At 53.9% G+C, this 13,333-nt stretch carries 13 protein-coding genes; 1 reads left to right on the forward strand and 12 read right to left on the reverse strand.

Translation table 11 applies throughout. The features are described 5' to 3' along the window. Positions 1-42: 42 nt before the first annotated feature. The 5 genes from DOU54_RS13045 to DOU54_RS13065 are packed head-to-tail and all read right to left on the reverse strand — an operon-like array spanning position 43 to position 4,377. Positions 43-444, reverse strand: a complete 402-nt coding sequence (locus tag DOU54_RS13045) for an ABC transporter substrate-binding protein (RefSeq protein ID WP_113731367.1) — start codon at positions 442-444, stop codon at positions 43-45. 24 nt (positions 445-468) lie between these two features. Further along, complete coding sequence (locus DOU54_RS13050; protein ID WP_046802456.1) at positions 469-1,212, reverse strand: ABC transporter ATP-binding protein; 744 nt, start codon at positions 1,210-1,212, stop codon at positions 469-471. Further along, positions 1,205-1,960, reverse strand: coding sequence for an ABC transporter ATP-binding protein (locus DOU54_RS13055; RefSeq protein WP_046802457.1), 756 nt, complete (start codon positions 1,958-1,960; stop codon positions 1,205-1,207). The genes DOU54_RS13050 and DOU54_RS13055 overlap by 8 nt, the downstream gene beginning before the upstream one ends. Before the next feature lie 11 nt (positions 1,961-1,971). Then, positions 1,972-3,105, reverse strand: a complete 1,134-nt coding sequence (locus DOU54_RS13060; RefSeq protein ID WP_113731368.1) for a glycoside hydrolase family 88 protein — start codon at positions 3,103-3,105, stop codon at positions 1,972-1,974. 57 nt (positions 3,106-3,162) lie between these two features. Next, entirely contained in the window at positions 3,163-4,377 is a 1,215-nt protein-coding gene (locus DOU54_RS13065; RefSeq protein ID WP_080823570.1) for a CaiB/BaiF CoA transferase family protein, read from the reverse strand. A gap of 118 nt (positions 4,378-4,495) precedes the next feature. On the opposite strand from DOU54_RS13065, the gene DOU54_RS13070 reads away from it, so the two are divergent. After that, a complete protein-coding gene (locus DOU54_RS13070) occupies positions 4,496-6,148 on the forward strand; it encodes an AMP-binding protein (RefSeq protein WP_113731369.1) in 1,653 nt (550 codons plus the stop codon). Positions 6,149-6,221: 73 nt separating this feature from the next. On the opposite strand, the gene DOU54_RS13075 is transcribed toward DOU54_RS13070, so the two are convergent. The 7 genes from DOU54_RS13075 to DOU54_RS13105 form a co-directional block, all read right to left on the reverse strand. After that, positions 6,222-6,872 carry a TetR/AcrR family transcriptional regulator gene (locus tag DOU54_RS13075; protein ID WP_052760297.1) on the reverse strand — a complete coding sequence of 217 codons (651 nt, stop codon included), beginning with the start codon at positions 6,870-6,872 and terminating at the stop codon, positions 6,222-6,224. A gap of 76 nt (positions 6,873-6,948) precedes the next feature. Continuing rightward, entirely contained in the window at positions 6,949-8,094 is a 1,146-nt protein-coding gene (locus DOU54_RS13080; protein ID WP_072493474.1) for a CaiB/BaiF CoA transferase family protein, read from the reverse strand. Further along, a complete protein-coding gene (gene gbd, locus DOU54_RS13085; protein ID WP_113731370.1) occupies positions 8,091-9,233 on the reverse strand; it encodes a 4-hydroxybutyrate dehydrogenase in 1,143 nt (380 codons plus the stop codon). Before gbd ends, DOU54_RS13080 begins: the two co-directional genes overlap by 4 nt. Next, positions 9,230-10,366 carry an acyl-CoA dehydrogenase family protein gene (locus DOU54_RS13090; RefSeq protein WP_046802460.1) on the reverse strand — a complete coding sequence of 379 codons (1,137 nt, stop codon included), beginning with the start codon at positions 10,364-10,366 and terminating at the stop codon, positions 9,230-9,232. Before DOU54_RS13090 ends, gbd begins: the two co-directional genes overlap by 4 nt. A gap of 520 nt (positions 10,367-10,886) precedes the next feature. Next, the gene (attM, locus tag DOU54_RS13095) at positions 10,887-11,678 is read right to left on the reverse strand and encodes an AttM family quorum-quenching N-acyl homoserine lactonase (protein ID WP_052821421.1); all 792 of its coding nucleotides are present in this window, start codon (positions 11,676-11,678) and stop codon (positions 10,887-10,889) included. A gap of 45 nt (positions 11,679-11,723) precedes the next feature. Then, positions 11,724-12,884 (reverse strand): iron-containing alcohol dehydrogenase, encoded by a 1,161-nt coding sequence (locus tag DOU54_RS13100; RefSeq protein WP_113731371.1) that lies wholly within the window; start codon positions 12,882-12,884, stop codon positions 11,724-11,726. Positions 12,885-12,904: 20 nt separating this feature from the next. Then, positions 12,905-13,333, reverse strand: a 429-nt coding sequence (locus DOU54_RS13105; RefSeq protein WP_146617359.1) for an aldehyde dehydrogenase family protein, incomplete at its 5' end; no start/stop codon positions are given.

Here is a 13,333-nt window from a genome sequence, read left to right on the forward strand (position 1 = left end):
ATTCTCCGCATGATTCACGAATAAAATCGCCGATCAGCAGTCCTAAAGATACGTGGGGTGGCCTACGCGCTTACAGACTATTACGAGTTTGTCTTTTTGTTTTCCCAACTCACTGACGGCCAATGCCGCAGACGAAGATGGCAGATCGATAATCATGTCTACGCCGCTCTGGTCAAACCATTGGCGGGCGATGTTTGAAGCGATGTCAGGTTTATTTTGATGGTCAGCAGAGACGATATCGATCTTCAGGCTTTTGTTCTGCGATGTAAAATCTTCGACAGCCATCGTCGCTGCAATAACTGATCCTTCTCCCGATAAGTCAGCGTAGGTGCCCGACCTATCATTCAGAACACCGATTTTCACGTTAATAGCATCATCCGCACTGGCCGTTCCGGCTGACAACGCCGCGATAAAAGCCGCGACAACTTTGATTCCTACTTTCATTCTCCTCACTCCCATTTTCCGAGTTTAAACTCCCAAGTAAGCCTCTAGCTTTTTGATGCTTTGTTGACTCTCGACCTCCCCCAACTCATCGATCACTCTCCCTTGCTCGACTATCAAATGTCGGTCGGCCACTGATGCTGCAGCATGAAAGTTCTGCTCCACTAGAATAATGGTGAAGCCGAGCGCTTTGAGGCGAGCAATTGTCCGGCAGATGCTTTGCACGATCACCGGTGCAAGGCCTTCAGTTGGTTCGTCGAGAAGGAGGATTTTTGCGCCCGTGCGCAGAATCCGCCCTATAGCCAGCATCTGCTGTTCGCCGCCCGAAAGCTTAGTGCCCGGGCTGTGGATCCGCTCTCTTAGATTCGGGAACAGATCGAAAATTTCACCGACTTCTAAACCACCTGACGCCACTTTAGGTGGCAACATAAGGTTCTCTTCGACATTCAAACTTGCAAAAATGCCCCGCGTTTCCGGGCAAATGGCAATCCCCTTCCGGGCGACATGTCTCGAACTCAGATGGATTAGCTCGTCCGCTTTGAGTTTGATCGACCCTGTCCGACGGGCAAGCATTCCCATGATTGCGCGGAGCGTGGTTGTCTTGCCTGCGCCATTGCGTCCAAGCAGGGTAATAACCTCGCCTTCGCATACATCAAATGTAATGCCATGGAGCACATGACTTTCACCATACCAGCCTTGCAGATCCTTCACGCTCAAGAGAGGCGTCGCGGCAACTGTGTCATTTATCCTGGAAACAGAGTTCTTATCCATGGCTAGCTCCGAGATAGGCTTCTAGGACACGTGGATCTGAAGAGACGCTTGCATAGTTCCCTTCGGCGAGCACCTTTCCGCGGGCGAGCACCGTGATCTTGTCTGACAGCGTTGAGACGACTTTTAGGTTGTGCTCGACCATTAGTACCGTCCGGCCTACCGCAACACGCCGGATCAGCTCAACGATGCGGTCGATGTCTTCGACCGCCATCCCGGCCATTGGCTCGTCAAGCAACATTAGCTTTGGGTCAAGCGCCAAGGTAGTGGCAATCTCAAGCGCTCTCTTTCTCCCGTAAGAGAGTTCGCCTGCTGGCGTCGAGGCAAAGCGTTCGAGGCCTACCTCTTCAGCAAGTGCCATGGCTCGTGGAACGAGCGATCTCAGAACAGCATCGCTGCGCCAAAAGTCCAGCGACTGCCCACGAGCTCGCTGGAGAGCTACGACAATGTTCTCGGTAACTGTCATTGTAGGAAAAACTGCTGAGATTTGGAATGATCTAATCATTCCAAGTCTCGCGATCGCAGACGGAGACTTCGATGTCACGTCTTCACCGTCGAATACAATCGTTCCTTCGGTTGGGGTCAGAAACTTGGTCAGAAGGTTGAAGCAAGTAGTCTTGCCCGCACCATTCGGGCCAATCAACGCATGAATACTGCCACGCTTAATAGCAATATTTACGGAGTCAACTGCGTGAAATCCGCGGAATTCCATCCGGAGATTTTCGGCTCTTAAGATTGCATCGTCAGCCATAACGGAGAGCCTCACAACGCACTGTTGATGCGGCCAGTGAGCACTCCGAGGCATTCTAACAAGAAGTAGTCGCCCCAAATAAGTTCGCTGTTGACTGCTTTGTCATTCTTTGGATCGAAACAGCCGTCTGCTAGAATGCCGTCGTCGGTGAGGTGTCGTTCGACCAAAGCTTCGAGGCTGCGTCGCGCCGTGGCAGAATATTGAGATGCTTTGCTGAGATCGGGATGAAGCGCAGAGAGCTTCAAGAGAGCAGCAGAGGCGATCGCAGTTCCAGACGTGTCTTTTTTTGTATCCGACGTCACCGGAGCGTCAAAGTCCCAATAGGCAACCCCATCGTCAGGCAGGTGCTCGACCCACCAGTCAGCGACCTTAGTTGCGAGCTCCAACAGTTGACGTTCCTTCGGCTCAATCTGTGCGCTTAGGGCGTACCCGAGCATCGCCCAAGCTTGAGCTCTCGTCCAAATAGAGGTGTCTGAATATCCTTTATGGGTGTAACGTCTTGACAGCACGCCAGTGCCCCGATCGAAGGAAGCAGACTGCACCACACCGCCATCGGGCCGAATGAAGAATTCGCCACTCTTGTAAGCGTGGTTAAGTGCGATCTGCCTCATCTCCGGATCGCCAAGATGCCGCGCTACCCATAGCATAAGCGGCGTTGCGGGAAGCCCATCGATATTGGCCTCGCCATTTCCTACGGCATGCGCTTCTTCTGCTTCGCTACCGAGTGGGATAATACCAGCGTTGCCGTCGTACTGCTGCAAAAGTGACGCTGATGCCAGAGCCGCAAATCGTTCCGCCAACGGCTCCCGATGAAGAAGGGCACCAACAACCGCACCATAGTAAAACAAAAATCCCCGGAAAACTGTTTGGCTTTCGATTCTAGTTTCGAGCTTCGCCAGCCAGCGCTTAGCTTCATCTGAATACGACTTTTGCTGGGTCAAAGCACCCGCCAACCAGAGCTCGCCGATCCAGAACCCCCCGGTCCAAAACCCTTCAGGTGTTGTTGTCCAAACACCTGTCGTCGGATCCGCGAAATGAGGAAACCCGTCCAATCGCATTTCAATCGTTGCGTCGATACGCGAAATCATCCGCTGCATCGCGGGTTGCCAAATCTTGATGTCCTGCTTACCAACCATATCCGCCATGTCATCCTCCTCAATCTATCCGGATAGTATCTTTTCCGCGCAGCCTAAAGCGTCCTGTCAGTAATGAACTGCTCCGGAGCTACGAAACTCTTCGACCGTCTCTGCTGGAAACCCCAGTTCCCGAAGCACATCTTGAGTGTCTTCACCAAGATGTCGTGGCACCGTAGCAATCCTCAAAGGCGTCCGTGACAGGTTGAGTGGATTGCCCACTAGCCTCACGCTGCCGTAGCCAGGAACGTCCACATCCCAAAGCATCTCGTTCTGTTTTACCTGTTCGGAATCTATAGCTTCCTCAAGCGTATTCACCGGTGAGCAAAGCACGTCTTCCTTAGAGAGGCGGGAAACGCATTCAGCGGTAGCCATATTATTGACAATCGGTGCGAGCAGTGAGCCAATTTCCTGTAATCCAGCGACCTGCAGCGCGTGCGTGGAGAACTGCTCCTTTTTGCTCAAGTCCTCAATGTCAAACGCACGGCACATTCCCTGAAGAGGATTATCTCGAAATAGCGTCAAGATAAGAACCCATCCGTCAGAGGTGGGTAGGAGAATCGATTGCTTGGACCAACTCGTCCTCTTTCCATGCATTGAAAGCGTCGCTGCCTCGAGAATCTGAGCCGATACCGCGGTGGCCAACAGGGATGTGGAGACCTTTTGCCCCTTTCCCGAACGCTCGCGCTCAACTATTGCAGCAAGTATCCCCTGAGTGAGAGTCAAAGCTGTCAGGTAATCGATATATGGCGAATTCGCCAAGTTCGGCTTTTGATCATCCGAGAGACCACTTCGAGCAAGGCCACTATAAGCTTGGGCAAGCATATCCTGCCCAGGCATGTGTGCCATCGGACCAACATCACCAAATGCGTAGCCGACCGCATAGACAATGCGGGGATTCAGTTTCTCAAGCTCTTCGTAACCGAAGCCCAAACGCTCCATGACACCTGGGCGAAAATTGTGGAGTACAACATCTGCGGACTCGACCATTTTCATGAGGATGTCTTTTCCGGCAGCCGTTTTCAAATCGAGGGAGACGCTCTCTTTGTTCCTCCCGAGAGCTGCATAATAGGCGCTCATGCCACCCTGCTCCAATGCGATCGGATCAAGGGTTCTAAGTATCTCGCCCGGAGGCAGCCGCTCGACCTTGATAACCCTGGCACCAAGGTCGCTTAGCATCTGCCCAGCGAGAGGGACCTGCATTACCATGCCAAGCTCCAGGACCGTGATACCGTTCAATGCACCGGGCACTACAGGCATTTCATTTACACCCCTAAAATTCATAGCGTCATCTATTCAAAAATACTATCCGTATGGTATGTGTAAGTCAATAGTCTGTGTTTGCCGTGTCGCGCAACCTGATGTGTAATGCTAGAAAGCTTTCTTACTGGGAGGATGAGATATGGCACCGAACTTTTCCAAACTACCGCTCGGTGATTTCGAGAATTGGACGACCCCTCATGTGGCCCGTCTTCACGAAAGCCGGGTGCCTCACAAGACGTTCATTACGGAATTGAATGGTCACACCGAAACCTATGGAGAGTTTATCGGGAAGGCTCGTTCTCTTGCCAGTTTTCTCGCGAAAATTGGCGTGAGAAAAGGTGACCATGTTGCGATTTTCTGTAAGAGCACAATAGCGGCACTTCATGGCTGGTTGGCTGCTAATCTACTCGGTGCAGTCGACGCAAGCATCAACTCGAACCTGCTCGGAGATCCGTTAAAGCATGTTCTAAGCACAGCTCGACCACGAGTGATCCTCACTGAGCAGGAGTGCCTGCGAGATTTGCAAAATGCATACGGCGGATTGGACGGGCTTCCAGTGATTCTGGTCGACGGCGCCCTACCAGCACCTGACCCTTCGATAGACTTCATTTTTTACAGCTATAAAGACGCTCTCGATGAGGCACCTCTGGATTGGGACAAAGTACATGTCACGCCACTAGATCCGTGTGCAGTCATGTTCACGTCAGGCACGACTGGCCCATCCAAAGCCGTTCTAATGCCCTATGGCCAAGTTTGCATGCTCGCACAGCAGGTCATTCTCAATACGCGTCTCTGCGCTGACGACGTGTTCTTGTGCGTTCATCCGTTGAACCACATCGCCGGGAAGTTCATGGGTGTTTTCGCAAGTTTCGTGGCTGGCGCGAGTATCGTGCTCGACAAGCGCTTTGAAGCAGCTACGTGGCTTGAAACTGTTCGCGAATTTGACGTTACGATCAGCATCGCTCACGGTCCAATGATTGAAATGATAAACCAAAGGCCGAGAACGCCATTCGACGACGGCCACTCTTTGAAGAGATTGATGTGTTGTCCGATCCCGAAATCTCTAGGATCAGCTTTCGAGGAGCGTTTCGGTCTCAAAGGGATAGAAATGTGGGGAATGACAGAGATCACGTGTCCATGCTGGACCTCGCTTGATGGCACTCGTGAAACCGGCTCATGCGGTGTCGCGATGACTGAATGGTTCGACGTCGAGATCACCGATCCAGATACCGGCAAATTTTTGCCCAACGGGAAAGTGGGCGAACTGGTCGTTAGACCAAAGCACCCCGGAACCATGATGCTGCAATATTTGAACGATGCCGAAGCAACGGTGAAAGTTTGGCGTGATCTTTGGTTTCACACGGGAGACGCCGCATGGCGAGATGAACGCGGGAACTTCTTCATTGTCGACCGCCTCCACGATAGAATCCGCCGGCGTTCCGAGAATATCTCCTCTTTCGACATTGAACAGGCAGCTCTCTCGCATCCAGGCATCCGTGAGGCAGCAGCAGTGGGCGTGCCGTCAGGCATGGAAAGTGATGACGATATAAAGTTATGCATCGTCGCAGACGCAGGCGAAACACCTGAAAATGTTTTGCGCTACCTCGCGGACCGTCTGCCGCACTTTATGATGCCACGGTACATCGAAATGCGTGAGAGCCTGCCGAGGACTTCTACAAACAAAGTAAGAAAGCGCGAACTACGCGAATCTGGTATCTCTGAAGAGACATGGGATCGACAAGCGTCCGGGATACGACTGAAAGATCTTTATAGGTCCGCTCAACCCAAATAGAGTTCGGATTACGAGATAAATTGCCGTTGTTCACTGGGCTCCGACGGACGGTCGGAGCTCGAGATATCAGATATCATTTGTCGGGGCTACGAACGAGAATACCATTTAAGAACGTACTCCAGACAGTCGCGACAAATCTACGGCCATCTATACCGCCTCCCCGACGATGCCATTCCAGCATCATCCCATCGTGAGTGGCAACAACTAAAGTAGCGAATTCCTTGGTAGGCAAAGTCGAAGACAGTTCGCCCGCCTTTTTGCCATCCTCGACAACTTCCTCGAGCAGGTCATATATCCGCTGATATATTTCTCTAACACGGCGATCCGCCAGATCAGTACCATCGCGGCTTTCGATTGACATTTTTATCAGACAGAGAAGCTCATCAGGCCGATCGATCCCTTGCTTCGATGCGTATTTGAAGAATGCCGCGATTTTTTCAGGAGCAGGACACTTCAGACCCTTCACGTGTTCTATAAGCGTATCGACTATATGGGATTCTGCGATGTCCAAGAGATGAAGAAGGATGTTTTCCTTGCTCTCGAAATAGAAAAACACCGCGCCTTTCGTAAAGCCCGCTGTCGATGCAATTTCCTGGAGGGTACAGGCGTGATAACCTTTAGTTACGATGAGCCCGAAAGCGGCTCGCGTAAGTCGCTGAATGCTTTCTTCGCGGAGCAGTGCTTTCTTATTGATTTTGGCTTTCGCCGCTCGATGAGCCACCATTGTTCGAATTGTCTACCTTCCGTGAGTCGTTTTGAGGTGGCAACCTAACACATATTTTGATGCCACCCCATTTGCTTCACATCGGTGGCCAACTTAATCCCGTGATCAAGAGGTCTTTTGGGATAGCCCCATCGACGATTTCATCTGCTAGCCCTGCCCGTGACAGCACAGCTCGCGAACGATCCGTATTATCCTCGACCGGCACTGGCTCAACCGAATGCGCCATCAATGGGGCTTCAACCGCAACGCCAGGCTTTGCGTAGGGATGGCGGTGCGCGTTGTGGGGATAGTTAAGCGCCTCATCGGGTGCCAGAACAGGCGACACGCAAGCATCCTTTCCACGGAAATGAGATACCCACTCATCACGGCTTCGCAGCATAAACGCGGTAGTGAACCTTTGGGTCATGGAGGCCCAAGAGCGTCGATCAAGGTGTTGCGGTGCTTCATCCTCAAAACCAAGGGCATTCCAAAGATTGAAAAAGAACCTATCCTCCAACGCCCCTACTGCAATGAACTTTCCATCAGAGCAGGCGTAACATCTATAGAATGGTGCGCTTCCGGTAAGAAGCCCATCCCCCCTTGCCGGAAGGACTGGTTGTCCCCAATCAGAGAAATGCATCGTCATTAGTGACAGGCAGCCATCCACCATCGCTGCGTCGATATACTGCCCTTTCCCGGATGTGCCTCTCTCGTTTAGTGCCGCAAGGATGCCTATGACTGCGAAAAGGCTCCCTCCCGCAAAATCCGCTAGGAGATTGAGTGGAAGCATCGGAGCTTCATTCAAAGGACCAAATGCGCCTAGTGCTCCAGAGAGAGCCAAGTAATTGATATCGTGTCCAGCCTCCTGTGAAAGCGGTCCACTTTGCCCGTATCCGGTAAGCGAGCAGTAGATTAGGCCGGGATTGAGTTCGGCCAGCGCTGCGTACCCGATACCCAATCTAGCGGCAACTCCTGGACGATAACCCTCAACGAGCACGTCTGCATCCTGCACAAGCGTGCGGAAGGCTATTTTCCCGTCTTCGGACTTTAGGTCAAGATTTATGAACGTCTTGCCACGCGCTAGTGCGCCAATGGGAAGACTTCCACTTCCGCCCCCCACAACGATGATTTCTGCCCCCATATCGGCTAGCAACATAGTACAATATGGACCAGGAGCTAGACGAGACAGATCGAGAACTTTGACGCCGCTTAACGGGCCTTTACGGGGCACGACATCGCTCATTGCCCACTCCCCATGCAAGTCCGGAAAAGAGCGGCGTAGTCTTCAGCACTTACGGGCCGAGCGTTCGTTGCCGTGCTGTGATCGGCCATCGCGCGATCAACCATCAACGGCAAACTGTCCGCGTGGACGCCCATTTCACCTAGAGTGGAGGGCAGACCGAGGCTTTGTGACAAACGCTCGATCGCCTCTGCGACATCTGCCCCATCTGCGAGACCCATCGCGATTCTGAGCCGTCCATATTTCTCTTCAGCATAGGGCTCATTGAACCTAAGCACGGACGGTAAGATCACGGCATTGAGGGTGCCATGATGAAGCCTTAAGGGTTTCAACCCCCCAAGTGCATGGGACATTCCGTGCACTGCTCCAAGCCCTTTTTGGAAAGTCAATCCACCCTCGAGTGAGGCCATCATCATTTCTCGGCGAGCTTCTCGGTCGCCGCCGTCCTTAACGGCCCTCTCCAAGTATCGAACTGCCCTTGCAAGCCCGTCGAGCGCGATAGCTTCCGCCGGAGCGTTCTCTCTCGGGCTCAAGAAAGTTTCGATGCAATGTGTAACCGCGTCCATGCCTGTGGCCGCTGTGAGGTAGGCCGGCAGGCCAAGCGTCAGGTCAGGGTCACATATCGCCACTTCCGGGATCATGTAAGGAGAAATGAACCCGAGCTTGCGTCCGTCATTAAGTGTGATCAGCGCAGCTCGCCCGACTTCACTACCCGTCCCCGATGTTGTCGGCACAGCCACAACAGGCGGTTTGTCTCTCGTAATCTTTCCGATCCCGCCGAGGATCGCTGCGTACTGCTCCAATGCACCATGATGCGTGGCGAGAAGAGAAACAGCTTTCGCGAGGTCAAGAGAGGAACCGCCGCCGACTGCAATGATCGAGTCGCATCCTTCAGATAGAAACTGATCCCTTGCTTTCAGAACAGCGTTTTCATCCGGATTTTCAGGCGTTCCATCATAGAGTGGCGTATTTGCACTTAGGCCGGCAGCGACTTTGATTTTCTCAATTAAGCCTGCCTTCACTATCCCCACATCGGTAACAATGAGTGGGCGCGATACGCCGAGCAACGACAACTCCTCGCTGATGAGGGACGATGCTCCAAAATCGAATTGGATACGGGTCAGATAATTAATCAGGCTCATGCTTGGTTCCTCAAGACATCATAAACATGCTTGGCGATGATCAGTTGCTGGATCTCATTGGCTCCTTCGTAGATCTGCGTTATTTTTGCGTCGCGCATCATTCGCTCGACCGGGAAGTCAGTTAGGTAGCCCGCCCCCCCATGGAGTTGGACTGCGTCGGTGGTGACCCGCATCGCGGCATTCGAGCAGAAAAGCTTCGCCATGGAAGCCAGCGCTCTTGCCTCCGGCTGATCGCGATCGATGGCATCAGCGGCGCGATAAAGCAAAGAGCGCCCCGCTTCTATTTCGGTTGCCATGTCAGCGATTTTCCCGCGTACGAGCTGCAATCTCGATAGTGTCTCTCCGAATTGCTCACGCTCCGACGTATAGCGGACAGCCTGCTCGAGCGCGCCTTGGGCAATCCCGAGCGCCTGAGCACCGATCAGGACCCGCGTCCAGGTCAGCGAATCGGTGATGTAGCGGTAGCCCTGCGACGGATCACCGATTGCGCGATGTTCAGGGATTTTGCAGTTATCAAAAATTACGTCAGCGGTCGGGCTGCCCTTAATGCCCATCTTGCTTTCGCGGCTTCCAAAGGAGACGCCCTCATCATCCTTGTGAACTGCGAATAGACCAAGCTGCTTCTCGCCGCTCCGCGCAAGGACAGTGTACCAATCCGAACGAGTAGCGTTGGTGATGTAGCGCTTTTGTCCATTCAGCACCCACCCACCATCAACCTTCACTGCGGCCGTCTTGAGCGCAAAAAGGTTAGAGCCACCCGCAGGCTCCGTGAGGCAAATCGAGCCGACCACGTCACCGTCCATAGCCGGTGCGATTACCTCTTTGCGAAGCTCCTCGGATCCATGACGGCTAACCGGGACCAAACCCGCCCAGATTACCATCAAGGTGAGCGATGAAGTTGCGCACACTCGAGCCAGCTCTTCCAGTACCAAAGCCTGCGATAAAACATCACCGCCTTGACCACCGTCGCTCTCGGGAAAAGCAAGCGATACGAGCCCCAACTCCTTAAAAGCAATCAGGCTTTCTTCTGGGAAACGAGCCTCCCTATCATAGGCGGCGGCATGTAATTGTATTTTATTATTTGCGAACCGTCGCAGTACGGCGCGGAATTCTTCAAGGCTCTCAGCGTCCATGGTTTTCCTCCAACTCAATAAGCTCACTTTACATACTGCCTGGATAGTATGCAAACAGATTCTTGACCATGGAGCATTCATGATGTGAACGACAGTCCCGGACGCTGGCCTGTCATCGCGCAATCCCAGGCACGATAGGCAGTGGAAGCGATGCGAGGCGGATATAGGCGTGCTGCTAAAGGCGAACTCAGGATTTCGCGTGCACTAGGCGGGTAGCATCTCTCGCTTCGATAGACGATGTCTTGAGCCCTCGAAACCTCATCAGTGGAGCAACCGATGTGGTACCAGTGGCGTCGGATCGGAACAGTCGGGTTTTGACCCTTTCGCACTGACGCGCGTTGATGATCGGCTCGACGATGAAAATTAACGGACAACGGCACGGAAGCGCACATTGCTGACGTGCGGATTTCGGCCGATCAAAGCAGTCTTTGTCCAGATTTCTTGCGTTGGCTCATATGATTAAAATCGGCGAGGCTGCATGCAACCTCGCCGTATCTGGCCCTTGACTTGCGCGTTCTATTTACGCGTAAAATTCGGGTGCCTTCTTGAAATTCGCCCAGGCGTCAGGGTCATGGCCGGTAACGACCGTCGCATCATGCTTTTCGGCATAGGTGCGGAGCTTCTGAACAGAACGGACCGTGTCAACGGTCGAGGCAAGAAAGCCAGGCAAAGCCTTCTCTTCCCAGTGGTCCAGTGTGTAGGCAGCATCGATCGTCAGGAGAAGCGGTTTGCTGTTTGGCAGGCGCACCAGGAAGGACTGGTGGCCGGGTGCATGACCGGGCGTGAAGATCGTGGTGAGCGTGCCGTCGCCGTACACATCGTAATAATCGTCCTGCGTACCGTTGAGGAACTGCCACTTCAGACCCGGCTTGTCGAAGTCCTTGCGGATATAGCCGCCGCCAGCAAACCAGTCGGGCGTAAAGGCATATTCATATTCAGAGCGCTGCACGATGTGGGTCGCATTGGGGAAGCGACCGATCGCGCCGGTATGGTCGAGATGCAGGTGGGACTGCACGACGTATTTCACATCGGCCGGATCGAAACCGAGCGCCTTGATCTGGTCAACGCAGCCCATGTTCTTATCCAGAACCGGCCAATAGACATCGCAGATACCGCCCCAGTGACCGCGCGGGTCGGTCGCGACTTCGATCGCATTGCCACCGTCGATGACGGTGTGCCCATCGGGATGGGTAATCAGGAAAAATGGGACTGGAATCTCATAGTCCGCACCATTGCCCTGGTTCATCTTGATGTTGTGTACCTTGCATTTCAGGGTACCTGACTGAAGCATATAAAGTCTGATATCGGTCACTCGTTTTCCTCCCTTGGGACTGAAGATGTTGGTGTAAGAAATGGATCAGAAAGCTTCGCGATAGAGCGCGAGTGCATCCTCTTCGCGGACTTCGACCGGATTGTTGATCAGCAGGCGGCTCTGCTTCATGGCGTCGGAAGCAAGAATTGCCAGGGTGTTGTCCGTCACGCCGACATCACGAAGGCGCCGCGGCGCACCGCTTTCATCCATCAGTTTTTCCATATGCCGGACAAAGGCGTCCGAACGCATCGCCGTATCACCCTCGCCCGGCACGCCGAGCACATCGGCAAGCTCGGCATAAAGCGACGCCGCAGCCTTGGCGTTGAAACGCAGCACTGGTCCCAGCATCAGGGCGTTGGAAAGGCCATGCGGTACGTGGTAGTGGCCACCCAGCGGATAAGCGAGCGCGTGAACGGCAGCCACCGGCGAATTGGCGAAAGCCTGACCTGCCAATGTTGCCCCCAACAGCATGCCTTCACGGGCTTTGCGATCGGTCCCATCCTTGCAGGCGGCGATCAGGTTTGCGCCAAGCAGGCGTAACGCCTCACGCGCCAGAGCATCTGATAGCGGGTTCTTTTTGTGTTTGCTGGTGTAAGCCTCAATCGCGTGCACCATGGCGTCGATACCGGTAGCCGCGGTATGAACCTGCGGCAGACCCACAGTCAGTTCCGCATCGAGAAGAACGAAATCGGCGTAAAGCTGCGGAGAAACGACACCCATCTTGGTGGTTTCACCTGTGGTGATGATCGAGATGTTGGTCACTTCCGAACCGGTTCCAGCCGTGGTCGGCACCAACACCAGCGGCAGACGCGATCCCTTGACGTTGCCGATGCCGTACATGTCTGCAAGCGTCTGGTCGGACACCAGAAGAACCGCTACCAGCTTGGCGATATCGAGCGAGGAGCCCCCGCCAAGACCGATGACGATATCGACCCCGATCTGCCTTGCGGACTCGACGCAGTCGGCAACGATGTGCTCTGGCGGATCAGCAACGACCTTGTCGAAGATCGTGACGCTGAAGCCGCTAGCGGTCAGAGCGTCGGCAATCGGTTTGATGAGGCCAGCCTTGATGAGACCTGCATCGGTAATGAGAAGTGCCTTGCGCGCCTGGAACCTGCCGGAAAGAATCTCTCCGAGGCGCTGAGCACCCCCCCAAGCAACCTGCATGGAGGGAACGGTGCGGAATTCGAAAGGGTTGATGGTCATTTGATCCTCCCAGCGTGATCTCAGCCGATTGCCGAGCACAGGTATTTGATTTCCAGATATTCATCGATGCCGTAGTGAGAGCCTTCGCGGCCCAGGCCGGACTGCTTCATGCCACCGAATGGTGCGACTTCATTGGAGATGAGGCCGGTATTGTGGCCCACCATGCCGTATTCGAGCGCTTCTGCGACACGCCATGTCCGGCGGACATTCTCGGTGTAGAAATAGGCCGCCAGACCAAACTCGGTGTCGTTCGCCATGGCAACGGCTTCTTCTTCCGTTTCAAACCGGAAAAGTGGGGCGACCGGTCCAAAGGTTTCCTCACGGGCAACCTTCATTGCCTGCGTTGCACCTGTCAGCACCGTGGGTTCGTAGAATGTCCCGCCAAGCGCATGGCGCTTTCCGCCGGTAACGACCTTCGCCCCTTTTCCAAGGGCGTCAGCAACATGATC

This window comes from Agrobacterium sp. MS2 (assembly GCF_003261015.1).
Classification (GTDB): Bacteria; Pseudomonadota; Alphaproteobacteria; order Rhizobiales; family Rhizobiaceae; genus Agrobacterium; species Agrobacterium pusense.

Bases quoted from the DNA above. Each gene is read 5' to 3' on its own strand.
- DOU54_RS13045 (WP_113731367.1), bottom strand. From the start codon at position 444: ATGAAAGTAGGAATCAAAGTTGTCGCGGCTTTTATCGCGGCGTTGTCA.
- DOU54_RS13050 (WP_046802456.1), bottom strand. From the start codon at position 1,212: ATGGATAAGAACTCTGTTTCCAGGATAAATGACACAGTTGCCGCGACG.
- DOU54_RS13055 (WP_046802457.1), bottom strand. From the start codon at position 1,960: ATGGCTGACGATGCAATCTTAAGAGCCGAAAATCTCCGGATGGAATTC.
- DOU54_RS13060 (WP_113731368.1), bottom strand. From the start codon at position 3,105: ATGGCGGATATGGTTGGTAAGCAGGACATCAAGATTTGGCAACCCGCG.
- DOU54_RS13065 (WP_080823570.1), bottom strand. From the start codon at position 4,377: ATGAATTTTAGGGGTGTAAATGAAATGCCTGTAGTGCCCGGTGCATTG.
- DOU54_RS13070 (WP_113731369.1), top strand. From the start codon at position 4,496: ATGGCACCGAACTTTTCCAAACTACCGCTCGGTGATTTCGAGAATTGG.
- DOU54_RS13075 (WP_052760297.1), bottom strand. From the start codon at position 6,872: ATGGTGGCTCATCGAGCGGCGAAAGCCAAAATCAATAAGAAAGCACTG.
- DOU54_RS13080 (WP_072493474.1), bottom strand. From the start codon at position 8,094: ATGAGCGATGTCGTGCCCCGTAAAGGCCCGTTAAGCGGCGTCAAAGTT.
- gbd (WP_113731370.1), bottom strand. From the start codon at position 9,233: ATGAGCCTGATTAATTATCTGACCCGTATCCAATTCGATTTTGGAGCA.
- DOU54_RS13090 (WP_046802460.1), bottom strand. From the start codon at position 10,366: ATGGACGCTGAGAGCCTTGAAGAATTCCGCGCCGTACTGCGACGGTTC.
- DOU54_RS13100 (WP_113731371.1), bottom strand. From the start codon at position 12,884: ATGACCATCAACCCTTTCGAATTCCGCACCGTTCCCTCCATGCAGGTT.